Source organism: Bizionia hallyeonensis (assembly GCF_042657385.1).
Taxonomy (GTDB): domain Bacteria; phylum Bacteroidota; class Bacteroidia; order Flavobacteriales; family Flavobacteriaceae; genus Algorimicrobium; species Algorimicrobium hallyeonense.
The window spans coordinates 1,065,604-1,089,370 of sequence record NZ_JBHSLA010000001.1 but is presented as its reverse complement, the minus strand read 5'-3'; the positions used below and the strand labels follow the sequence as shown (position 1 = coordinate 1,089,370).

At 34.6% G+C, this 23,767-nt stretch carries 24 protein-coding genes, 2 tRNA genes and 1 pseudogene; 15 read left to right on the top strand and 12 right to left on the bottom strand.

Going from position 1 to position 23,767, the window contains the following annotated elements:
• Positions 1-24 precede the first annotated feature (24 nt).
• The 5 genes and pseudogenes from ACFPH8_RS04935 (at position 25) to lspA (ending at position 5,299) form a co-directional block, all read left to right on the top strand.
• A complete protein-coding gene (locus ACFPH8_RS04935; protein WP_376858932.1) occupies positions 25-927 on the top strand; it encodes a dihydrofolate reductase in 903 nt (300 codons plus the stop codon).
• 9 nt (positions 928-936) lie between these two features.
• Positions 937-2,212: pseudogene (locus ACFPH8_RS04930) on the top strand (chloride channel protein).
• 29 nt (positions 2,213-2,241) lie between these two features.
• Positions 2,242-3,792 (top strand): NAD(P)/FAD-dependent oxidoreductase, encoded by a 1,551-nt coding sequence (locus tag ACFPH8_RS04925; RefSeq protein WP_376858930.1) that lies wholly within the window; start codon positions 2,242-2,244, stop codon positions 3,790-3,792.
• Between the two features lie 113 nt (positions 3,793-3,905).
• Entirely contained in the window at positions 3,906-4,799 is an 894-nt protein-coding gene (fabD, locus tag ACFPH8_RS04920; protein ID WP_376858928.1) for an ACP S-malonyltransferase, read from the top strand.
• Positions 4,799-5,299 (top strand): signal peptidase II, encoded by a 501-nt coding sequence (gene lspA / locus ACFPH8_RS04915; RefSeq protein ID WP_248397737.1) that lies wholly within the window; start codon positions 4,799-4,801, stop codon positions 5,297-5,299. Before fabD ends, lspA begins: the two co-directional genes overlap by 1 nt.
• 86 nt (positions 5,300-5,385) lie before the next feature.
• Here lspA and ACFPH8_RS04910 read toward each other — a convergent pair whose 3' ends face one another.
• The 3 genes from ACFPH8_RS04910 to ACFPH8_RS04900 form a co-directional block, all read right to left on the bottom strand.
• The gene (locus ACFPH8_RS04910) at positions 5,386-5,577 is read right to left on the bottom strand and encodes a hypothetical protein (RefSeq protein WP_248397735.1); all 192 of its coding nucleotides are present in this window, start codon (positions 5,575-5,577) and stop codon (positions 5,386-5,388) included.
• Positions 5,578-5,763: 186 nt separating this feature from the next.
• Positions 5,764-6,786 carry a UDP-glucose 4-epimerase GalE gene (gene galE, locus ACFPH8_RS04905; protein WP_376858926.1) on the bottom strand — a complete coding sequence of 341 codons (1,023 nt, stop codon included), beginning with the start codon at positions 6,784-6,786 and terminating at the stop codon, positions 5,764-5,766.
• Positions 6,779-7,936: a DegT/DnrJ/EryC1/StrS family aminotransferase gene (locus ACFPH8_RS04900; RefSeq protein WP_248397731.1), complete on the bottom strand. Its 1,158-nt coding sequence runs from the start codon at positions 7,934-7,936 to the stop codon at positions 6,779-6,781. Before ACFPH8_RS04900 ends, galE begins: the two co-directional genes overlap by 8 nt.
• 82 nt (positions 7,937-8,018) lie before the next feature.
• Between ACFPH8_RS04900 and ACFPH8_RS04895 the strand changes: the two genes are divergently transcribed.
• Positions 8,019-9,251: a 3-deoxy-D-manno-octulosonic acid transferase gene (locus ACFPH8_RS04895; protein ID WP_376858924.1), complete on the top strand. Its 1,233-nt coding sequence runs from the start codon at positions 8,019-8,021 to the stop codon at positions 9,249-9,251.
• A gap of 111 nt (positions 9,252-9,362) precedes the next feature.
• A complete protein-coding gene (locus ACFPH8_RS04890; RefSeq protein WP_376858922.1) occupies positions 9,363-9,695 on the top strand; it encodes a hypothetical protein in 333 nt (110 codons plus the stop codon).
• A gap of 55 nt (positions 9,696-9,750) precedes the next feature.
• Here the strand turns inward: ACFPH8_RS04890 and ACFPH8_RS04885 are convergent, their stop codons facing one another.
• The 4 genes from ACFPH8_RS04885 to ACFPH8_RS04870 are packed head-to-tail and all read right to left on the bottom strand — an operon-like array spanning position 9,751 to position 13,723.
• The gene (locus ACFPH8_RS04885; RefSeq protein WP_376858920.1) at positions 9,751-11,133 is read right to left on the bottom strand and encodes an MBL fold metallo-hydrolase RNA specificity domain-containing protein; all 1,383 of its coding nucleotides are present in this window, start codon (positions 11,131-11,133) and stop codon (positions 9,751-9,753) included.
• A complete protein-coding gene (locus ACFPH8_RS04880) occupies positions 11,123-11,980 on the bottom strand; it encodes an ATP cone domain-containing protein (RefSeq protein ID WP_376858918.1) in 858 nt (285 codons plus the stop codon). The genes ACFPH8_RS04885 and ACFPH8_RS04880 overlap by 11 nt, the downstream gene beginning before the upstream one ends.
• A gap of 32 nt (positions 11,981-12,012) precedes the next feature.
• On the bottom strand, positions 12,013-12,849 hold the full coding sequence (locus ACFPH8_RS04875) for a universal stress protein (protein WP_376858916.1): 837 nt from the start codon (positions 12,847-12,849) through the stop codon (positions 12,013-12,015).
• 28 nt (positions 12,850-12,877) lie between these two features.
• Complete coding sequence (locus ACFPH8_RS04870; RefSeq protein ID WP_376858914.1) at positions 12,878-13,723, bottom strand: universal stress protein; 846 nt, start codon at positions 13,721-13,723, stop codon at positions 12,878-12,880.
• Positions 13,724-13,887: 164 nt separating this feature from the next.
• Here ACFPH8_RS04870 and ACFPH8_RS04865 point away from each other — a divergent pair, with 164 nt between their 5' ends.
• Genes ACFPH8_RS04865 through ACFPH8_RS04855 form a run of 3 tightly spaced genes read left to right on the top strand, consistent with a single transcriptional unit; the run spans position 13,888 to position 16,329 of the window.
• Positions 13,888-15,117, top strand: a complete 1,230-nt coding sequence (locus ACFPH8_RS04865) for a metallophosphoesterase (RefSeq protein ID WP_376858912.1) — start codon at positions 13,888-13,890, stop codon at positions 15,115-15,117.
• A gap of 22 nt (positions 15,118-15,139) precedes the next feature.
• Entirely contained in the window at positions 15,140-16,024 is an 885-nt protein-coding gene (locus ACFPH8_RS04860; RefSeq protein WP_376858910.1) for a DnaJ C-terminal domain-containing protein, read from the top strand.
• Positions 16,025-16,026: 2 nt separating this feature from the next.
• A complete protein-coding gene (locus ACFPH8_RS04855; protein ID WP_376858908.1) occupies positions 16,027-16,329 on the top strand; it encodes a chaperone modulator CbpM in 303 nt (100 codons plus the stop codon).
• A 2-nt stretch (positions 16,330-16,331) separates the two neighbouring features.
• Here ACFPH8_RS04855 and ACFPH8_RS04850 read toward each other — a convergent pair whose 3' ends face one another.
• Positions 16,332-17,201, bottom strand: coding sequence for a helix-turn-helix domain-containing protein (locus ACFPH8_RS04850; protein WP_376858906.1), 870 nt, complete (start codon positions 17,199-17,201; stop codon positions 16,332-16,334).
• Positions 17,202-17,315: 114 nt separating this feature from the next.
• On the opposite strand from ACFPH8_RS04850, the gene ACFPH8_RS04845 reads away from it, so the two are divergent.
• Both ACFPH8_RS04845 and ACFPH8_RS04840 read left to right on the top strand, forming a co-directional pair.
• Positions 17,316-17,507: a hypothetical protein gene (locus tag ACFPH8_RS04845; protein WP_376858904.1), complete on the top strand. Its 192-nt coding sequence runs from the start codon at positions 17,316-17,318 to the stop codon at positions 17,505-17,507.
• Positions 17,504-17,743 carry a hypothetical protein gene (locus ACFPH8_RS04840; protein ID WP_248397709.1) on the top strand — a complete coding sequence of 80 codons (240 nt, stop codon included), beginning with the start codon at positions 17,504-17,506 and terminating at the stop codon, positions 17,741-17,743. Before ACFPH8_RS04845 ends, ACFPH8_RS04840 begins: the two co-directional genes overlap by 4 nt.
• A gap of 234 nt (positions 17,744-17,977) precedes the next feature.
• On the opposite strand, the gene ACFPH8_RS04835 is transcribed toward ACFPH8_RS04840, so the two are convergent.
• From ACFPH8_RS04835 to mutS, 3 genes are all read right to left on the bottom strand, one after another.
• A tRNA-Leu gene (locus ACFPH8_RS04835) sits at positions 17,978-18,061 on the bottom strand.
• Positions 18,062-18,091: 30 nt separating this feature from the next.
• A tRNA-Gly gene (locus ACFPH8_RS04830) sits at positions 18,092-18,163 on the bottom strand.
• A 118-nt stretch (positions 18,164-18,281) separates the two neighbouring features.
• On the bottom strand, positions 18,282-20,897 hold the full coding sequence (gene mutS / locus ACFPH8_RS04825) for a DNA mismatch repair protein MutS (protein WP_376858902.1): 2,616 nt from the start codon (positions 20,895-20,897) through the stop codon (positions 18,282-18,284).
• 121 nt (positions 20,898-21,018) lie between these two features.
• On the opposite strand from mutS, the gene ACFPH8_RS04820 reads away from it, so the two are divergent.
• The 3 genes from ACFPH8_RS04820 to ACFPH8_RS04810 all read left to right on the top strand — a co-directional run bounded on the left by ACFPH8_RS04820 (position 21,019) and on the right by ACFPH8_RS04810 (position 23,245).
• Entirely contained in the window at positions 21,019-21,552 is a 534-nt protein-coding gene (locus ACFPH8_RS04820; RefSeq protein ID WP_376858900.1) for an RNA methyltransferase, read from the top strand.
• A 228-nt stretch (positions 21,553-21,780) separates the two neighbouring features.
• Positions 21,781-22,203, top strand: a complete 423-nt coding sequence (locus ACFPH8_RS04815) for a hypothetical protein (RefSeq protein ID WP_376858898.1) — start codon at positions 21,781-21,783, stop codon at positions 22,201-22,203.
• 208 nt (positions 22,204-22,411) lie between these two features.
• Entirely contained in the window at positions 22,412-23,245 is an 834-nt protein-coding gene (locus ACFPH8_RS04810) for an energy transducer TonB (protein ID WP_376858896.1), read from the top strand.
• Positions 23,246-23,251: 6 nt separating this feature from the next.
• On the opposite strand, the gene ACFPH8_RS04805 is transcribed toward ACFPH8_RS04810, so the two are convergent.
• A complete protein-coding gene (locus ACFPH8_RS04805; RefSeq protein WP_376858894.1) occupies positions 23,252-23,731 on the bottom strand; it encodes a GyrI-like domain-containing protein in 480 nt (159 codons plus the stop codon).
• Between the last annotated feature and the right edge of the window lie 36 nt (positions 23,732-23,767).

Here is a 23,767-nt window from a genome sequence, read left to right as displayed (position 1 = left end):
AAATTTGTTTAAATTCAGTCAATCATGTTCGGAAAGAAAAAAGATACTACCACGGCAATAGATAAGGAACAATTGGAGCTTTTAAAAACAGCCCAAAACCGCATTAAACAAAAAAAGCGTTTGTATGCGCATTTTGTAATTTTTCTAATTGGGTCCGTATTTTTAATACTCGCCAACACGGCTCTAGGAATTGGAGAAGGTGTTAAACTATTTAACATAGATTGGTTTGTATATGCTATTGGCATTTGGTTATTCTTGTTTATATATCATATTGTGAATGTGTTTATTACGTCAAAATTGTTGAGTAAAAAGTGGGAAGACAAACAATTAAATTTACTTATTAATAAGCAAAAGCAACGCATTGCCGAATTAAAAACACAGGTAGAAAATGACTTACCGCTACCAGAAAAAAAAAACCGGATAGCGACTTCTAAAAATTCAAATATTACTATAATAGTTGCCGCTGGAGAGAATAATGCTATAGGAAAAGACAACCAATTAATTTGGCATTTAAGTGACGACCTCAAACGGTTTAAAAACTTAACTAATGGTCACCATATTATTATGGGTCGTAAAACCTTTGAAAGTTTCTCGAAACCCTTACCTAACCGTACGCATATTGTTATAACCCGTCAAGAAAACTATCAAGTTCCTTCTGGTGTTATTGTTGTTAATAATTTAGAAGATGCTCTAGATGCAGCGCGAGCAGACAGTCAACCATTTATAATTGGAGGCGGCGAAATATACAAGCAAGCTATGCCTTTTGCTAATAAGTTAGAAATAACACGGGTGCATTCCAGTTTTGAAGCCGATACATTTTTCCCAGAAATAGATCTATCTATCTGGAAAGAAGTTACCAAAACTACACATCCAAAAGATGATAAGCATGCTCATGATTTTTCGTTTATAACCTATACACGCCAATAAAATCCTGTTGTGAAGCTTAAAAAGAAACGCAAATTCATAACGTATCTTAATATACTAGATCAACCCATTCAATTTAACCCTTTTGTATTTAGCAGAAAATTTATTCTTTGGGCCTTATTGGGTTTAATAGGCGGACTAATTGCTAGTGTTTATTGGATTGTTTTAGAGTTTTTCACCCATCAATTAGCGTTTTTTGATGGTTGGTTGGTTATTCCAACCATGGCTATCTGTGGGCTTTTAGCAGGTTTTGTTATTCACTTTATTGGCGATCCAGGGGAAATTCATTTAATTGTAAACAACATTCGTTTTAATAAAGGAAAACTCGACCCGAAGAATAATCCATCCATGATTCTTTCTTCCTTATTATGTATTGCGTCAGGAGGTAGTTTGGGTCCCGAAGCGCCATTGGTTCAAGTTACAGGATCAACTGGCACTTGGCTTGGAAAAGTCTTTAGATTAAAAGGTGAAGACCTACGTTCCATGAGTATTGCTGGTATGGCTTCCGGATTTACAGCCTTATTCGGAGCACCTTTAGGTGGTAGTTTATTTTCACTTGAAATTTTGCATCATGAACATGCAGTCGAATATTACAAAGCCATTATCCCTGCCTTTGTAGCTAGCAGTTTTAGTTATATGATATTTGCTTTAATTATCATTTAGGCATTGGCCCAACTTGGGATTTACCAGCTTATGAAATGTTAAGTAAATTTGATTTTGCTTATGCTATTTTATTCGCAATTATAGCAACAGCCATTGGTTGGCTCTTTATAGTTTGCACAAAATTCTTAAAAAAATATTTGCTAAATTAATGGTGCCCATTTATATCAAAACCCTTATTGGAGGTGTTTTATTGGGTTGTATTGTTTACTACCTACCAATCACCCGCTATTTTGGTCATCATGAAATTAACACCCTTATTTTAAGCGACTTTTCTTTAAAAATGCTCGTCCTCATTCTATGCTTTAAAATAATTGCCATTGCCATAACCGTTACATCTGGTTGGCGAGGTGGCTTTATAATTCCCTTGTTTTTTACAGGCGCTACTTTAGGTTTAATACTTCATCAATTTTTACCATCTATCAGTCTGTCCTTAACAATTGTTAGTTGTATGGCTGCTATAAATGCTTGCGTAACTAGGACCCCCATGAGTACGACAATTTTACTATCAACCTTAACAGGGTTTACGTATTTTATCCCGATTCTATTTGCGAGTTTAACAGGTTATTTTTTAGCACCACCCATTCCGTTTATTGGATCTCAAATGAGCGAAGAAAAAGACGCGTAATATTCCCATTTTTTCTCTAATTTCGCAGTATGGTTAAAGACATTCAATTGCGCATTAGTTTAATAGAAGAAGAACGCGCTGATATTTTACTAATAAAGGCGTCTCAATTTCTTGAAATAAGTCGCGAAAAAATTTCAGGCGTAAAAGTGCTTCGAAAGTCTATTGATGCGCGAAAACCTAAAATAATTTTCAATTATAAAGTCGCCGTTTATATTAACGAACCTGTTCCAGAAACATCAGAATACACCTTTGACTATAAAGATGTTTCCAAAGCAAAACCCGTTCACATTATTGGTTTTGGACCTGCAGGCATGTATGCTGCATTACGCTGTATTGAACTCGGTTTTAAACCTATTGTTTTGGAACGTGGGAAAAATGTAAAAGACAGACGCCGGGATTTAAAAGCCATCAATCAAGATCATTTTGTAAACGAAGATTCCAACTATTGCTTTGGTGAAGGTGGCGCAGGAACCTATAGTGATGGAAAATTATACACCCGAAGCTTAAAACGTGGTGATGTAAGACGTATTTTTGAAAACCTCGTCTATCATGGTGCTACAGATCAGATTTTAGTCGATGCCCATCCACATATTGGCACCAATAAGTTGCCGAAAGTGGTCCAAAATGTTCGTGAAACCATTTTAAAATACGGTGGCGAAATTCATTTTGAAACACGTGTTACCGATTTCATAATAAAAAACAATACCATCCAAGCCATTCAATTACAAAATGGCAACGAGATGGAAGCCAATCGCGTTATTTTAGCAACGGGTCATTCTGCTAGAGATATTTATTATTTGCTGCATAAAAAAGAAATTGCACTCGAAGCAAAATCTTTTGCTATGGGTGTTCGCGCCGAGCATCCGCAAGAAATTATTGACAGTATTCAATATCATTGTAGCGGTAAACGCAGCGATTTATTACCAGCAGCTTCCTATAGTTTAGTGCAACAAGTTAACAATCGTGGTGTATATTCATTCTGTATGTGTCCCGGTGGTTTTATTGTGCCTGCAGCTACAGCTAATGGCGAAGTGGTTGTTAATGGCATGTCGCCTTCTAAACGCAATAATTTATTTGCTAATTCTGGGATTGTGGTTGAAATTGATGTCCACAAAGACCTGTATAAATATGAGCATTTTGGCGTGTTGAAAGGTTTAGAATACCAGAAGGATTTAGAGCGTTTAGCCTTTACGGCTGGCGGCAGAACTCAAACAGCTCCTGCCCAACGTTTAACAGACTTTGTTAATGGTAAACTATCACCTACATTAAACCCAACATCCTATCAACCTGGTTTAAATTCGGCGCCTTTACATTCCTTATTACCAAAATTAATTGGGAGTCGTTTACGCCAAGGCTTTAAAGCTTTTGGCGAAAAAATGCATGGGTATTATACCGAAGAAGCAAATATAGTTGGTGTGGAATCCCGTACTTCCTCACCTATTAGCATTCCTAGAAACGAAAAATTAGAACACACACAAATTAAAGGCTTGTATCCTTGCGGTGAAGGTGGTGGGTATGCAGGAGGCATTGTTTCTGCTGCCATGGATGGTGAGCGTTGTGCCGAAGCAGCTTGCTCTTAAAGCTAGTAAATTGTTTTCTTTAGCGTTGAACTTAAGACTAATTTTATCATTTAAGGGCAACGGTAAACTAATTTAAAATTTCCTATTTTTGCAGCAATCAAAATTTGATACACATGAATGCATATATATTTCCAGGACAAGGTGCCCAATTTTCAGGAATGGGATTAGACCTTTACGAAAAATCACCTTTAGGACAAGAATTATTTGAAACCGCAAATGATATTTTAGGCTTTAATATTACAGATACCATGTTTGAAGGATCTGCTGAAGATTTAAAACAAACCAAGGTTACACAACCAGCCATTTTTTTACATTCGGTTATTTTAGCTAAAGTTTTAGGAAACAGTTTCAAGCCTGATATGGTTGCTGGACATTCATTAGGAGAATTTTCCGCATTAGTTGCCAATGGAACCATGTCTTTTGAAGATGGTGTAAAACTAGTTTCTGCTCGTGCATTAGCCATGCAGAAAGCCTGCGAAATCCAACCAAGTACAATGGCTGCCGTTTTAGGTTTAGAAGATGCTATTGTTGAAAAAATATGTGCCGAAACCGAAGGAATTGTAGTTGCTGCCAACTATAACTGCCCTGGACAATTAGTGATCTCTGGAGAAATTGAGGCCGTAAATAGAGCTTGTGAATCATTGAAAACAGCAGGCGCCCGTCGTGCTTTAGTGCTACCGGTTGGTGGTGCTTTTCATTCGCCTTTAATGGAACCTGCCCGTGAGGAGTTAGCAGCTGCTATTGAAGCTACCACTTTTGGCAAACCACGATGCCCAATATATCAAAACGTAACAGCAAGTGCCGTTATGGATGAAGCGATTATTAAAGCCAATTTAATTTCACAATTAACAGCTCCTGTAAAGTGGACGCAGTCTGTTCAGCAGATGATAACGGATGGCGCCGCTCTATTTACGGAAGTTGGACCAGGAAATGTCCTACAAGGCTTGGTGAAGAAAATCAATAGAGATTCTCAAACGGCCTCTGCAACTTTTGAAACGGAAGCCTAATGAAACTATCACGTACAACTTGGATTATTCTATTAATTGTATTCAATATTGCTATTGATCAGATAACCAAAATTATTGTTAGAGCCGATGTTGTTCCAGGTAGTCAAACACCTATCATTGGCGATTTTTTTACCTTACATAATGTTGAAAATTCAGGGGCATTTTTAGGCATGGGAAGCGACTTCAATCCAACCTTGCGACTCATTTTCCTATTAATTTTACCAACCGTAGTTTTAGGCTATGTGGTTTATTACATTCTTAAAAATAAAGAATTGGATAAATGGTCTTTAATTGGATTTTGCTGTATCGTAGGTGGTGGAATTGCTAATGTATATGATAGAATTGTTTACGGATCAGTAACCGATTTCTTTCACATAGATTTAGGCGGCGTTTTTAGAACTGGTATATTTAATGTAGCAGATATGTCTGTGATGTTTGGAATGGGACTGTTACTAGTTGCTAGTTTTAAATCCAAAAAGAACGTTAAGGAAACGGCTTAAATTAAGCCATAGAAAAAGCGTGTCAAAATCATATATACATATGTTTTCGACACGCTTTTTGTTTAATAAATTAGAGTATTACACGTTTATCTTGCCAATTCGCAAGCTTCACAATCTTTAATTTTGCCATAATAGGTTTCACGATATTTGTGAACCGTTTTGACAGGAATGCTCAAAAATTGTTTCTTAATGTAAGTTACTCTGGTAAGTAATTCACCCATTTTTGGTGTGAATCTTTTTTCGACTTTCGTCTCACGTTTTACTGTAATCAATTTCATATTATCTCGTATCATTTGATACAAAGAAACGACATTTTAAAGGAATACGCAAAAATACATCATTAATACACTGTTAATCAATACAATAATATTGATACAATAATTCAAACGCTATTTCATTATCATATCCACAATGAAACTTACGTATAATTATGAGATAGTAAATGCTAAAATGAGAGAAATAACTTACAAGCCTCTAATTTTCTGTTCCCATTTCCATGCAGACAACATAGCTTCATCTAAACTTGATGCTGCTTTCCAACCTAATTCTTCATTAGCTTTTGTCGTATCTGCATAAGCCGAAATAACATCGCCTTCCCGTCTATCAGCAATTTTGTAATTTAAGCTTTTATTGGAAACACGTTCAAAAGAATGGATAACCTCTAATACAGAACTTCCTACGCCTGTTCCAATATTAAAGGTTTCATAATTTGAAGTATTCTTCTTATTCAACAAACGTTTTAACGCAACAACATGGGCTTTTGCTAAATCTACAACATGGATATAGTCTCGAATACAGGTACCATCTGGTGTTGGATAATCATCTCCAAACACGGATAAAGCATCACGTAAACCGGCTCCTGTTTGAGTGATAAATGGCACCAAATTTTGTGGAACGCCTATAGGCAACTCCCCTATTTCTGCAGTTGGATGTGCGCCAATAGGATTAAAATAACGCAAAGCAATCGCATTAAAATTCGATTTAACTTTACAAGTGTCTTTTATAATTTCTTCACCTATTTGTTTGGTATTTCCGTAAGGTGATTCTGCCGGTTTTATAGCCGCATCTTCTGTAATAGGCATATTATCTGCTTGACCATAAACCGTACATGACGAACTAAATATGAAGTTAGACGCCTTTTTAGCCGTCAATTCCTGCAATATATATATAAGTGTATTTAGGTTATTTTCATAGTAGAGGAGCGGTTCTTGTACGCTTTCACCAACCGCTTTACTGGCAGCAAAATGAATAACTCCTTTAATATCTTTATGCTTAGAAAAGAAATTTTGAACAGCTGATTTATCCTTTAAATCCAGTTGTTCAAAAAGCGGTGACTTTCCAGAAATAGCCGTAATACCTTCTAAAACATCTATGGATGAATTGGATAGATTATCTATTATTACCACTTCAAAACCTTCGTTCTGCAATTCGATAACAGTGTGAGAGCCAATAAAACCTAAACCGCCTGTAACTAATACTTTATCCATTAATGTATTCTAAAACTTTTGACGTAATAAAGTCGATTTGCTCATCATCTAATTCCGTATGCATTGGTAATGAAATAACACTTTTTATTAATTGGTTAGTTACCGGAAAATCGGCTTCATTATAACGATCGTCTTCATAAGCTTTTTGTTTATGAAGCGGAATTGGATAATAAACGCCACAAGGAATATCGTGAGAATTTAAAAATTTCACCAAGCCATCACGATCAACATTTTTGGTTTTTAATGTGTATTGATGAAATACATGACAATCACAAGTTGAACAACGGCCTTCACAATCAACGCTTTTTCTAAAAGGGATTTCAATATTAGCGTGATTTTTAAAAGCGGCATCATATTTCATAGCTGCCGTTTGTCTCGCTTTATTATAAGCATCCAAATGTGGTAATTTGGCATTTAATACAGCTGCTTGAATAGAGTCCAATCGGGAGTTTACACCAACCACATCATGATGATACCGTTCGTACATCCCATGATTTACAATTCCACGAATGGTATGTGCTAAAGCATCATCATTTGTAAAAATAGCACCACCATCGCCATAACAACCTAAATTTTTAGATGGAAAAAATGATGTAGATGCTACATGGCCTATGGTTCCCGCTTTCGCTTTTTTACCATTACTATATGTGTAATCCGCACCAATTGCTTGTGCATTATCTTCAATGACAAATAAATTATGAGCTTCCGCTAAAGCCATTATAGCCTCCATATCCGCACATTGCCCAAATAAATGAACAGGCACAATAGCTTTCGTTTTTGGCGTAATAGCATTTTTTATTGCTTCAATATTAATGTTAAAATCGTCCGGATTCACATCCACTAAAACAGGTGTTAATTGTAAAAGCGCAATGACCTCAACAGTTGCTGCAAAAGTGAAATCGGCTGTAATAACCTCGTCACCAGGCTTTAGCCCCAAGCCCATCATGGCTATTTGCAAGGCATCCGTACCATTAGCACATGGAATAACATGTTTTACATTTAAATAGGTTTCAAGGTTTTTTTGAAACTCATGAACTTTAGGCCCATTAATGAATGATGCATTATCAATTATTTCCTGAATATCAGGATTCACAACATCCTTTATCGCTTTATATTGACCTTTAAGGTCAACCATTTGAATTTTTCTCATATGCTACGAAATTACGAAATTCATTAACGCGAACCAATGAAATTATTTCAAAGAAATGTATTTTAGCATCAAAGAATAGCAATTGAGAATTATTTATAACATTGGAATGTTTTTAGCGCAATTGGTTTTACCACTTGTAGCGTTATTCAACAACAAAATAAAGCTAGGCGTTTCTGGCCGATCCAACAGCTTTTCAATTTTAGAAAAGGCTCTAAATAATTCTGACAAGACCCTTTGGTATCACTGTGCTTCTTTAGGTGAATACGAACAAGGCCTACCCGTTTTCAAGGAATTACGAACGCTTTATCCAAGCCATAAAATTGTATTAACTTTCTTTTCACCATCTGGTTATGAAATCCGAAAAAACACAGACATTGCTGATGTAGTTGTGTATTTACCTTTGGATACAACGCATAATGCGAAGCGCTTTCTTGAATTAGTTAATCCAGAATTAACCCTTTTTATCAAGTATGATATTTGGCCGAATTATCTATTGGCATTAAAAAAACGCGGTAGTAAAGCGTTTCTTGTTTCTGCATTATTTAGAAAAGAACAATCCTTTTTTAAATTTTATGGCGGATTTATGCGTCAGGCGCTTTTCGCTTTTGAGCATATTTTTGCTCAAGATTTCAACACGCAAAAATTATTAGCAACTATAAATTATAATGAAACCACCGTAACTGGTGACACCCGCTTTGATCGGGTTTTTAGTCAACTATCACAAAACAATGAATTGCCTTTTATAGACCAATTTAAAAACAATCAATTGTGCTTAGTTGCTGGTAGTACGTGGCCTGAAGACGAAGCGTTACTAATTGATTACATAAACAACACAGATTCCAAGACGAAATTCATAATTGCACCTCACAATATTAAAGCAAATCAGATTAAGAACCTGCAAGATGCTTTAACGAAAAAGGCGGTCCTTTTTTCAGATAAAGCAGATAAAAAATTAGATGATTACACCGTTTTAATTATTGACACCATAGGATTATTAAGCAAGATTTATAAGTATGCGGATATAGCTTATGTGGGAGGTGCCATGGGGTCTACGGGATTACACAACACATTGGAACCGGCTGTTTTTGGCATTCCCATTATTATTGGAAAGCATTATGAGAAGTTTCCAGAAGCTTCACACATGATTTCAGAAGGCGGTATGGTTTCCATTTGCGATAAATTTGAATTAAAGAACACACTTGACCATTTCACAAAAAACCCTTCAGAAATACAAAATTCTGGTAATCAGAATCTTAATTATATAAAAAAAAATACAGGTGCCGTAATCCAAATCTTGGACTACATACGTATATAGGTGAAACTGTGAATTTTTAACGGATGTTAAAAAATGTTAAAATTAAATGCATAATTTCATAATTTGTTATTAAATTCGCACAATTAAAATAAACACTAAAACTTTAAACTAATGAAAAAATTATTATTAAGTACAGCTTTATTATTGGCTTTAGGTGTAACTTTCACATCTTGTAGAGATGAGAAAAATGCTGATAGCGTAGAAGAAACAATGGACAACGCTGGTGATGCAATGGAAGATGCTGCTGATGATGTAGAAGATGCTATGGAAGATGCTGCTGACGAAACTGAAGGTGCTATGGAAGAAGCTGGTAAAGCTATTGACCAAGCAGCAGAAGACACTGGTGATGCAATTGACAATGCAGTTGATGAAACTGGAAAGGCAATTGACAATGCTGCTGATGCAACAAAAGATAAAGTTAACGACTTAACTGACGATAATTAATTAGATTTTTACAAATCTGATTTTAAAAGCGCTCCCAAAGGAGCGCTTTTTTTATTTACACCTTTAATATTTCTACATCATTAAGTTTCGGCATAACAACTATCCACTTTAAATTTGTTTGTATTTTTACACGAAAAGCATCCATTGCAGCAGCTTCACCATGCACTAAAAATACTTTTTCAGGGATATTTTTAATGCCACCCATCCAATGTAACAATCCGTTCTGGTCTGCATGAGCTGATAAACTTTCCAAATGTGCCACGCGCGCTTTAACAGGATAGTATTTTCCAAAAAACTTAATTTCGTGAGCTCCATCTAATAATTGTCTACCGCGAGTTCCCTCCGCTTGATAACCAACCAGCAAAACGGTTGTTGCAGATTCATCAATAAGTTGTTGTAAATATGTTAGCACCCGTCCACCCGTTACCATACCGCTTCCTGCTATAACAATTTTAGAGCGTTTGTCATCAATAGCTTTCCAAGTATCTCTATACGATTCTGTTATCGTTACATGCTGAACCATAGCCTGGTATTCAGAATGAGATAGTTTATGCCAATCTGGAAACTGGCTAAAAACATCTAAAACATTATGACCCATTGGACTATCTACAATTATAGGAATATTTGGTATTTTGTTTTCCTTGTACAATTTCCAAAGTACAAACATTAGAGTCTGTAAGCGTTCTACGGCAAAACTTGGAATAATTAAATTACCCTTATTATGTATTGTTTGTTTAACTAAATCTGTTAAAATAGCTTCAACATTTTCTTCAGGATGTAGTTTATTACCATAGGTACTTTCTACAAACAAATAGTCGGCCCATTCTGGTCTTTTTGGAGGCTGGAGTAAATAATCTTCTTGACGACCAATATCTCCTGAGAACACGAAGCGCTTCTCATTAATATCTAATTCAATAAACGTGGACCCTAAAATATGACCATTGTATTGAAAACGGTATTTGCATACTTCTGATAGCGCAATCCATTTATCAGGTAATTCTGGTTGAAACTTCCGAATGGCTTTTTCTGCATCCAAGGTCGTATAAAATGGTAATGCTGGTTCGTGCTTACTATACTTTTCTTTATTAGCTTTCTCGGCTTCTTCTTCGTGAATTTTGGCACTGTCTCTTAAAATAATTTCAGCAATAGCTAATGTTGGATTAGTGCCAATTATTTTTCCCGAAAAACCTTGTCTCACCAATCGAGGCAAATAACCGACATGATCCAAATGACCATGAGTTAATAACACCACATCAATAGCTGGAACATCTATAGGTAAATCTTGCCAATTTAACGCGCGCAATTCCTTTAAACCTTGAAACATGCCGCAATCTATCATAATATTTAAGTCGCCTGTTTCTAATAAATATTTAGAACCTGTAACCACCTGAGAAGCTCCTAAAAATGTGACTTTAACTTGATTTAACTCATTCATCATGATGACATAATTGTTTAATTTCGTTTAATATTTTTGTTTTTCTAACTTCTGAAATACCCAAATGGTCTAAATAAAAAACATCACCAATTAAATCCCGACAAAGCACCACATCTCGCGTTAATAAAAATTGCTTTTCACGTTTTGTTAGTAATGTTGATACCGTAATAGGATATAAACCCAATCTATCAATTCGGTCTTTAAGCCCATCATTTACAGGGTAATCCCAACTCAATAAATACAACCCGATACAATTGCCATATTGAAGCGCATCTTTTGTAAACCGTGTATTTGTAACTACCCAACCTTGATTTAACGACGTTTTATGTGGTTTCGAGTCCCAATGTTTCTTCACATCTTTAAATCGAGAGGCGATATAAAGTGGCACTTTCACATTGCAATTTCGTCCTTCTTCACTATGAAATTTACATTCTACAATAGTAGTATCGGCATTTTTATGAGCAACCACATCTATTTCATGAGGAACACATATACCTTGAAGAATCTGTCCAACTTTTGTTTCATAACCAGAATATTTAAGCAGTGCTGCTATAAAGTTTTCGAACGGAAAACCCGTTGGCCCTAATTCATAAATCGCTTTCTTTAATTTGTATTTTGAAGCATAATAGCGCTTTTCTTTTTTGAGTAAAGCAAAAGCTCTATTATAAATTTCTTTGGTGGAAATACCTTGATACAACTCATCCCGAACAACATCTACAATCCGATTTACCACCTCTTTTTCAGCACCTGATCGACTTAAGGATGTTCGTAATTTCTCTAATGAGAATTTAACACGTTCTCCAGAGGATTTTATGATACTTATACCTGAATTAGATGCATCCTGTTTCATAATTATTTATTTTAAATCTTATGATTTTGTGCTTACGATGGTATTACCAAAAATGGAATACCAATATGAAAACCGATTTGATTAATTCTAGATTTAAAAAAGAGGTTTTCAAAAAATGAATGCTTATTGTTTATCATAACTAACATATCTACAGATTGCTGCTTCTGAAAATCTACAATAGCCGCAGAAACGGCATCATTACGAATATCGTGAAAATCATGCGGCGTTTTTTCAAGATACCGTTTCAACGTTTCTTGATTCTGCCTTTGTTCATCAGTTAAATCATCACCAAAAGAGACGTGCATAACATGTACCTGGGAGTTATGTGGTTTGGAAATTTTAATTATAGGTTGTATGTTTTTGTCCTGATAATTAATACCATAATCTGTAGGAAATAGCAGGTTTTTAGGCGCTTTAAATTTGGTTTCTTTAGGAATAGCTAAAACCGGGCAGGTAGCATTTTTAAACACATGAACAGCGTTACTTCCAAAAAGCACTTCTTTAGCACCTGTAGCTCCTTGAGTTCCCATAACAATAAAATCTACATTTTTTTTGGCTACTATGTTTTTAACTTCTTGTGTTAAAGTATTAAATGATGAAATGCTCTCTATGGTATGGTTTGAATTTTTATAGGTTGCATTAATTTTAGCCTCAAAACGCTTCAAGCCATCAACAGAGGCGCTTCTAACAGCGTCCATGAGCTCAAACTGCGCTGTAGAACCTTGCATATAATCCATATTATAAATTACGGGTGTGTAGGTATGTAACAAATAAAACTTACAAACATCCTGTTCAAAAAGCTGCAAAGCATAGCCAATGGCTTGAAACGAATTGTCGGAAAAATCTGTTGGTAATAAAATATTTTTCATCTGAATTAATTTTAAGGGTTAAACATATTTATTGACGTCTTAAATTCTGCAACACCAGAAAAGGAATGTCAATTCGTAAGGAAATTTTATCAATTGGCGACTGCATAAGCAAAGCTTCAAAAAAGGACTGTCTGCTGTTTACCATAACGAGCATATCCGATTTTCGATTCTCTATATTATTATAAATTGCTGTTTTAATAGAGTCATGATGTTCCGTTATAACTTGAATGTCATTTTGACAAACAACATCTTTCAAAAAAGTTAGATTATCTTCCTGACGAATGGATAGCGTATCACTCTTTGATACATATAGCAAATCAATTTTAGAACGATATGGTGCTGCAATTTCACAAAGCAACTTGAGTTCCCTTCGTCTAAACGGGATTAATAAATTTGTTGGAAATAATATATGCTTGGGCTGCGTATATTTATAGTTTTCTGGAATAGCCAATACAGGGCAAGGTACATATTTTAATACTTGAACCGTATGACTTCCAAAGAGCACTTTAGGATCATTACTTTCACCTCGTGTACCCATAACAATAACATCCATGTTGTGTTCCTCAACTAGTCTGCCAGCTTCATCTACCAATGAGTTGTTAGCTGACAAAACGCGATAATCATGCCGTGGATTAGGTGAAATTTCATTTACAAAAGTTAAGGTTTCTTCTAGTTTCACATCAACTTCTGCCTTAATTGATTCCTCAATTTCTGAAAGTGTTTCTCGCGTTAGTTTTTCATTTTGATAAATAGCATCTTCATAGGTATGTAAAAAATAAAACACACTACGTTCATATTTAAATAATTCTAGAGCGTAACGAATAGCATTTTTAGCATTCTCTGAAAAATCTAATGGCATTAAAATTTGTCTCATAATATCCCTGTTTTAACTGTTTTGAATTTAAGAAATATCACGATGATAAACTATGACATTTATCACATTAACAAATATTTATACATCAGATTGATCTTATATTACATATAATAACTAACTTGATATCTCGTTCATTTGCCCTATTTCAATTTTCTAAATTACACATGAGAAGTTATTCACTTTTTACCATATTATTACTTTGTTTGGCCATATTTCTGGTAGATTTTGCTGCATTCTATTGGCTAAAATCCATAACGGATCTTCTAGATTCTAATATCCTTAAATACAGTATCCATATTCTTTTTTGGTTTTTTACTTTTGGGTTAATTGCAGCTATAATTATCTTGAAATTAAAATTAGATTCTATTACGCCAAAACGCAAGCAACTTTTAATTAGCTCGCTTTATGGATTGACTATTTCATCCTTTATTCCTAAAATTATTTTCATCATTGTTATTAGTATTTTGTTCGTGACTAATTATGCTATTACAAATAAAGAATCGCTTTTAATAATCCCGCTACTTGGATTATTTGCAGGTTTTTTACCTTTTTTTGTGATCGTCTACGGAATTTTTAAAGCAATTTATAATTTTAAAATCCATGAACATACCCTTTTATTTTCGCATTTACCGGATGCATTTGATGGCTTAAAAATTGTTCAGATTTCCGATTTACATTTAGGCAGTTTTAATCATCGGTTTCATATTTTGGATCGTGCTATTGTTAAGATCAATCAATTAAACCCAGATTTAATTTTCTTTACTGGCGATTTAGTAAACAACTACGCTTGGGAGCTGCGTGGTTGGAAAAAATCATTCCGGCATCTTTCAGCAAAAAAAGGCATGTATGCCGTTTTAGGCAATCATGATTATGGGGATTACAGTGCTTGGGAATCGGCAGAAGCCAAGCAAAAAAACTTTGAAGGCATCACTAATTTTTTCAAAGACAATAATTTTAAATTGCTTTTAAACGATTCAGAAATACTAGAAATAGACAATCAACAACTCGCTATTGTTGGTGTGGAAAATTGGGGGAATCCACCTTTTAAACAATATGGCGATTTGCAAACAGCTTTATATAAAGCCGAGAAGGTTCCATTTAAAATTTTACTCTCTCATGACCCCTCCCATTGGACGGAAGAAGTCCTAAACGAAACTGATATTGCTTTAACGCTTTCCGGTCATACACACGGCATGCAAGCTGGTGTAAGTTTTGGAAAAAAAGAGTGGAGTCCCATAAAATACAAATACAAGCATTGGGCGGGTTTATATCAAGAAAACGAACAATATTTATATGTTAATCGTGGTTTAGGCTGGATGGGCTTTCCTGGCAGATTAGGTATGCGACCTGAAATAACCTGTATCACCCTTCAGAAATCAGAAAAAAATTATTAAATTATAACTAAAATATAAAAATATGCCTTTTATAGATTATTACAAGGTTTTAGGTGTTCCAAAGAATGCTACCGAGCAAGCCATTAAAAAAGCATATCGGAAATTGGCGCGAAAATACCATCCAGATTTAAATCCAGGTGATGCGGAAGCCGAAAAGAAATTTAAGGAAATAAATGAGGCCAATGAGGTATTAAGTCATCCTGAAAATCGTAAAAAATACGATGAACATGGTAAGGACTGGCAACATGCCGATGCTTATAATCAAGCCAGACAAAACCAAAACAGAAGCCAGTATCAACAGTATTCAAGTTCTAGTCAATTTAACGAAGGGGATTTCTCTGACTTTTTCGAATCTATGTTTGGCGGTGCTTCTGGAGGCTCACGAAGCCAAACCGGTTTTAGAGGCCAAGATTATAATGCCGAATTGCATTTGGATTTAAAGGATGTTTATACCAGTCATAAGCGCACATTAACCGTAAACGGAAAAAACATTCGTATTACTATTCCCGCTGGTATTGAAAACGGTCAAGTTATAAAAATTTCAGGCCATGGAGGTCCAGGTGCAAATAATGGCCCGAAAGGGGATTTGTATATAACTTTCACTATCAATAACAACACAAAGTTTCAGCGCGATAAAGCTAACCTGTACAAGACAGTAGACTTAGATTTATACACGGCTCTTTTAGGTGGAAATATAACAGTGGATACTTTTGATGGCAAAGCAAAATTAACCGTGAAACCGGAAACTCAAAACGGCACACGCGTGAAACTGAAAGGAAAAGGATTTCCTGTTTACAAAAAAGCAGATGCATTTGGCGATTTATTTATTACTTACAACATAAAAACTCCTACCAATCTTACAGAAAAAGAGAAAGCATTATTTACTGAATTATCTAAATTACGATAACCATGGAAACAAAAAACGTTATTACGATCACTGAATTCTGTCAGCATTATAACATTCCCAAACAGTTTATTATAACCTTGAACGAATATGAATTAGTTGAAATTGCTACTGAAAATAACACACCTTGCATTTACGTTACCGAAATACAAACAATTGAAAAATTAATTCGATTTCATTTTGAATTAGATATTAATATTGAAGGCATTCACGCTATTTCAAACTTATTAAACAAAGTAGAACGCTTGCAAAAAGATGTAAAAGCGCTTCATAATAAGTTGACGTTTTATGAGAATTTAAAACTCTAAAACTAGGTATTTAGAAATTCAGCAAAACTACCTTCATAAAAACGCGGCAAATAGATTGATCCGTCTGGAAGCTGTTGCTCATCATCCTGCCAAACAATACGGATTCCCATTTGGGTGTTTAAAGAATAGCTATCAAGTCGTGAAATAAAAGCGCCATATAAATACTCGCGTTTTATATGCATGAAAAACCTCATAAGCTTACTCGCAATATAAAAGATGTTTTCATTACAGTCGCTATTTATATCATAGGCATAAAACACGGGATTATTCAGTTGCTTATAATCAACCAAATCATTTACCGTGATTGCTTCCTCCCTAATTTCTCTTTTCTTTAAACGATTATAACATTCCATGCTTAATGGCAGAAAAACACTGTGCCCCGAGTAATAATTGGAGTTGTCAAAAATTATTAAGTTAAGTTCTGGCAGTAATCTTAATGCTTTTTTAATAACATCTATTCCTATTGGTTTTTTAATATGGGGCTGTAAGCAAATACACTGAAGCGCATTTTTAATATCAGAATCATACTGTATAGTCCGTAATCGGTCTGTAGAAATACTTATTTTATCCTTCAACCAATTTGCTTCGGGAATATCATTGGACATTAAACTTAAGGAATACTTTCGCAACGTAAAATCATAGAATGTATGTATAGCTACGGGTGCATTTAAATTCCGTATAACTTGATATGGAACAAATGCAATATCAACTAAAGCCTCTTCTTTTTCTGGTTTTAGTAAAGTTTGATTTTTCTCCCACCTGATTATTGTCCGAATATCTACTTCTAATTTCGCAGCGAAATCAGCTTGAGACATGTTTTTATGCGCTCTGAAATCTATTAAAAACATCCCTAAAGAAGTATACTTTTTCATGTAAATGTATCCTGTTGATACTCAAATACAAACCTTTTTTTTATGGGTGACATGGCCTGTTATAAAAGATGTTACAGGCAGCAAATATCTTTGCCCTCCACAAATTATCTATACATGAAAGATAAAAGTATAACTCATACAGATAGATTATCTAAAACTAAATCAAGGGCAAGAATTTCAATTGAACAAGCCTTACAGGCATTGAGCTTATTGAATGACGAAGAACACAGTGGTATGATAAGTACTTTAGAATTTAATCTTCGTATAAACAAAATAATAAAAGCACTTTATTTGAGAAACCAATGAATGTAAAAGAAAAATTATTAATAATAGAGTATAGTATTGTAAATGCTTCTGTAATACATCAGGATAAATTAGAAGCTGTAAAAAGCCTAAAAATGCTATTGATACAAATAGATTTCAAAACTGAAATTGTACCCTTAAAAAATATAGAAACCTTAATAAGTTTATTTGAAACTTTAGCAGATAGAAAGTTAACATCTTCGGAAGTTTCTATTATTGAAGAAATCAAGGAACCTTAATATCTTTAAATTGATCCTGCCATGCAAAAATGGATTATACTACTTAAAATAAAAGGGTAAAGTCCGATTAAAATACAAGGAATTCACTGTGTCGCGTCCCAATATCAACATCTTGAGAAAAACCAATCCAAAAGTGTGGATTGCTCTTTTTTGTTTTAAAAATATGCTTGAAAGCGTGCTTTCGCAAATTTTTAAAACAAAAAAGCCGAAACTTTCGTTTCGGCTTTTCATCTGTACTGAAGACGGGACTTGAACCCGTACGTCCTAATGGACATTGGATTTTAAGTCCAACGTGTCTACCAATTCCACCACTTCAGCATTGGAATTTATCTTTAAAAAAGTTTTCAGAGCGAAAGACGGGATTTGAACCCGCGACCTCCACCTTGGCAAGGTGATGCTCTACCCCTGAGCTACTTTCGCAAATTTTTTAATGAACGTGCCTACATGAAGTAAGCGTGCAATATTGCTTATTGCGGTTGCAAATTTAAAATATTTATATGAATTGCAAAGCCTTTTTTGAAAAATAATGCAATTTATTTTAAGCCTGCTTTTTCTTGACCAACATGCGCTTAATTTCGTTCAGTTTCATGAGCGCTTCTACAGGCGTAAGTGTATCAATATCAATATGTAATATTTCTTCTTTGATATTTTCTAATAAGGGATCGTCTAAATTGAAAAAACTCAATTGCATCTCATCATCTTTCAAACTTTTCACTTTATCTGTCAATTCTTCGCTAGAATGTGATTTTTCAAGCTTCTTTAAAATCTTATTTGCTCTATGTAAAACCTGTTGTGGCATACCTGCCATTTTTGCTACATGAATTCCAAAACTATGCTCACTACCGCCTGGAACCAGTTTTCGTAAAAACAAAACATTGTCTTTCAATTCTTTTACCGATACATTATAGTTCTTAATCCGATCAAATGTTTCAGTCATTTCATTCAACTCATGATAATGCGTTGCGAATAAGGTTTTTGCTTTCGCAGGATGTTCATGCAGGTATTCACTAATGGCCCAAGCTATGGAAATGCCATCATAGGTGCTCGTGCCTCGACCAATTTCATCTAACAACACCAAACTACGTTCTGATAGGTTATTTAAAATGGAAGCTGTCTCATTCATTTCAACCATAAAGGTTGATTCACCCATAGAAATATTATCTGAAGCGCCAACACGCGTAAAAATCTTATCCACTAAACCAATTCTGGCCGCTTTTGCTGGAACAAAACTTCCCGTTTGTGCTAACAAAACAATAAGTGCCGTTTGACGTAAAATTGCCGATTTACCAGACATATTGGGTCCTGTAATCATAATCATTTGTTGCTTAACACGATCCAAATACACATCGTTAGCAATATAGGCTTCGCTTGGTGGTAGTTGTTTTTCAATGACTGGATGACGACCGTCTTTTATTTCTAATTCGAAAGAATCATCAATTACAGGATACACATAATTATTATCCATTGCCAGTTGTGCAAAACCACAAAGACAATCTAACTGTCCAATTAAAAAGGCATTCTGTTGAACCGGTTTAATATACTGTGTCATCCATTGGATTAAATCGGCAAACAGCTGTTGCTCAATGGCTAAAATACGTTCTTCCGCCCCTAATATTTTACTTTCGTATTCTTTGAGTTCTTCGGTTATATAACGCTCCGCATTTACTAATGTTTGTTTCCGAATCCATTCTTCAGGAACTTTGTCTTTATGTGTATTACGGACTTCAATATAGTAACCAAACACGTTATTAGATGCTATTTTAAGTGAGGTAATTCCAGTACGTTCACTTTCACGTTTTAGCATGTTATCTAAATAACTCTTCCCTGATTTAGACAAACCACGAAGCTCATCCAACTCTTCCGAAAAACCGTTGGCAATAGTAAAACCTTTTAGCACATTTACAGGTGCATCTTCATTTAAGGTTTCGGAAATTTTATGGCGCAACACCTCACAACTTTGAAGTGTATCTCCAATGACTTTCAAAGCATCATTATTACAACTTGACGCTATTTCTTTAATTGGCACAATAGCTTCTAAAGAATTTTTAAGTTGAATAACCTCTCGAGGATTTACTTTACTTGTCGCAATTTTTGAAATCAGTCGTTCTAAATCGCCAATTTGCTTGATGTGGTTTTGTATTTTATGTAGAATGGGTTTATTGTTACTCAAAAAATCAACCACCTCATGACGTTGCTTAATTTTAGCCACATCCTTTAATGGCAATGCCAACCAGCGTTTTAATAACCGTCCTCCCATAGGGGAAATGGTTTTATCAATAACCTGCAATAACGTAACCGCATTAGTGTTGGTAGAATGATATAGCTCCAGATTTCTCATGGTAAACCGGTCCATCCACACATAATCATTTTCGGCAATCCTACTAATAGCCGTTATGTGTTGTAATTTATTGTGTTGGGTTTCGGCTAGGTAATGCAAAATGGCACCCGAAGCAATAATCCCTTCATTTAAATCTTCTATACCAAAACCTTTTAACGTTTTAGTATCGAAATGTTTTATAAGTGTTTCATGAGTATAATCGGTTTGATATACCCAATCCTCTAGATAATACGTATGAAAATCAGGACCAAAAGTGTCATTAAAAAGCATGCGCTTTTGTTTAGAAACTAATATTTCACTTGGATTAAAATTCTGAAGTAATTTATCAATATACTCGGCATTTCCTTGAGAGGTTAAAAATTCGCCTGTAGAAATATCTAAAAACGAAATACCAATATGTAGTTTCCCAAAATACACGGAACATAAAAAGTTATTGGATTTGGATTTTAGCACCTCATCATTTAAAGCTACACCTGGCGTTACCAATTCTGTAACACCACGTTTTACAATATTTTTGGTGAGTTTTGGGTCTTCAAGCTGATCACAAATAGCCACACGCTCGCCAGCTTTTACCAGTTTAGGTAAATAGGTGTTTAAGGAATGGTGTGGAAAGCCGGCTAGTTCTATTTCGCTTTCGCTTCCTGCACCACGTTTGGTTAAAATAATGCCAAGAATCCCAGCCGTTTTAATGGCATCCTCTCCAAAGGTTTCATAAAAATCGCCCACACGAAATAATAATAAAGCATCAGGATATTTCACCTTGATAGCATTATACTGTTTCATTAACGGTGTTTCCTTTTTTGCTTTTTTTGCCAACGTTTAACTAATTTTTATGTGTTACTTTTGCCCAAGTTATAGGATTGCTAAAGTACTTATTTATTTAAGGTTTTTAAAGCCAAGTTTCTATAAGTTATTTACAATTATCACAAAATAAAATATGCGAAAGTTAAAAAATAGCGAGTTAGACCGATTGAGTGTTGACGAATTTAAAGACACCAAAAAAACACCTATTATTATTATTTTAGATAATATTAGAAGTCTGAATAATATAGGTTCTGTTTTTAGAACTGCTGATGCCTTTCTAATTGAAAAAATTTACTTGTGTGGCATTACCGCACAACCACCGCATAAAGATATTCATAAAACCGCTTTAGGAAGTACCGATACGGTTGCTTGGGAATATGCCGAAAACACGCTAGATGTGATTTCCAAATTGCAAAATGAAAATGTGCAAATCTGCGCCATTGAGCAAGCTGAAAATGCCACCATGTTGCACAATTTCAACCCGAAACCCGACACCAGATATGCACTCGTTTTTGGAAACGAAGTAAAAGGCGTAGCGCAACAAGTGGTAAGTGCGAGTGATGTGGTTTTGGAAATTCCACAATTTGGCACCAAGCACTCCTTAAATATTTCTGTGAGTTGTGGTTTGGTTATATGGGATGTGTTTAGTAAAATGAAAAAATATTAAATAAGCAGTTTCAAAAACAATTTATTTGAATTCAAACATCTGCTATTGTTTAGTAAACACTTATAATAGAACAAAATATTAGCGCTTGGCCTTTTTTTAGTAAAAAACCAGCCACTGAAACCTATGTCACAGCTATAAATATTTATTTTTTATATTTAGAATCTGACGTAATACTAACAAAACACAACATAATTCCCTATCTTACTTACAGAATTATAATTGTAGGTTATGATAAAAAACGTTAAACCACCAACTTCCTTTTGGGTAGTCGCTATTTTTTCTATTGTATGGAACCTCCTTGAGATTTATTTTAGTTCCATTGAATTAGATTTCCTACAGGAAAATTCTACGATTGAAGAATTTGAAAGAATCCAATCATTACCGTTTTGGTATGGCATTGTGTTTTTAATTGCACTGTTTTCTGAAATGCTAGGAAGCTTTATGCTTTTTATGAGAAAAAAAATTGCAGTTACATTTTTTGTTATAGCATTAGTTACCTTGATTTCTATAGAATTGTATTGGTTATTTGTTTTTGACATTAAAAAACAATCCATCGTATTTTCTATTATTATTCCTTTGTTGGTAATTTTAGTTGCTGGTTTTCTTTATGTATATAGTAAAAAAGCTAAAAAAAAGGGTTGGCTTAAATAAGTGCATCTAACTTTTATTGCAAACGATATTTATCTCTTAAAACATATTATACATTTTAACGATTTCTGATTACAACAATAAAGGATAGAAACTTCTTTTAAGCTTAATAACTACAACCCATTCACACAAATTTGACACTTTTTTTACATTTATAATTCGTGATAAAGCTTGGTCATGATCTACATTTGGAAAACAAATTAAATAAATCATGAAAAAACCTCTCCCCCTATTCAGTATTGCTTTAGTCCTTTTAAGTCTTGGAGCTTTTAGTTTTATAAATTGGAATCAAGACACATTAGACCAAACCGATCTTGTTGCTATACATGAAACCGTCAAGGAATCTGTACAAGAAGAAATTCCAGAAACGGAACCTGCTTTAAAGCGTGACGCTAATAAACCATTAGTGTTTGCATATAATATTGATAGTCGTTTTGAATCCATTACAAAAAGTAACATGACCAAGGCAACAACCATTCATGATTTTATTCCAGAGAAAGATTCACGAAACATAGCACATATAAATAGTACAGAAGTTATCCTTATTAAAAACGATATTCAAACGGAGATTCGTGCCTATGGAGATTCGGAAGCATTGAGTGATTCTCAAAAGGATTTACTAAAATCTATGGATTATTCAGAACACTTTTTATTTCGTGTAAATTACATCAAAGCAAACGCGATGATTTACAAAAATGAAGCGCCTCATTTTGGACCACATTACACCGTTGTTCCAGAGACTAAAGCAACATATGCAGATGGCTATAAAGCATTAATGACCTATATTGAAGCCAACAAACTAGAAAACACATATTTTATAGATGCAAAAAAAATCCAGGCTGTAAAAGTATCCTTTACCATTACTAAAAATGGCACCATTACTAATATAACGCTTGATAGAACCACCAATTACCCTGAAATAGACACCAATCTTATAGAACTGGTAAAGCAAATTCCTGGAAGTTGGATTCCTGCCAAAAATGCTAATAATGAAATCATGGAAGATGTGCTTGTGTTGTCGTTTGGCTTGGCTGATGGTTGCTAAAACATCTTATTTAATAGGTATCCAAATTTCCTCTTGGTTGTCAACACGCATTGGATTATAACTAGCTGGAAGTTTTTCAAAATGTGGTCTGTTATCTAATTGATATATTGAATTTGGCAACCATTCGTTATGGAGTTGTTGCCAAAATTCTATAAAATTGGACACAGAACCTTGAAATGGAAACACCAAAAAATCGCCTCCTGGAATAATTAACGATTCCATATTTTCTGGAATTGAATTTAGGTCTGATACGGCAACACCTATCCACTTTTCAAAACGGGTTTCGGGCGTCATGGTTTTTATATCGAAGGTATTATACTTCTGAATAGAAAAACTATAGGTTCCAACCCGATTGGTAATTTCCTGTAATCGCGGCATAAATTGTCTGGCTAAACTCCCTGTTCCTTCGCCATTAGTTCTAAAAGACAAATTAGCTTTATTGCCAATAATTAGGATGTCCTTGGTTGTTACTTTTTGGTAGTCCATATTTTTAGCGTTTAGTGTATTACTTCATGATATAAT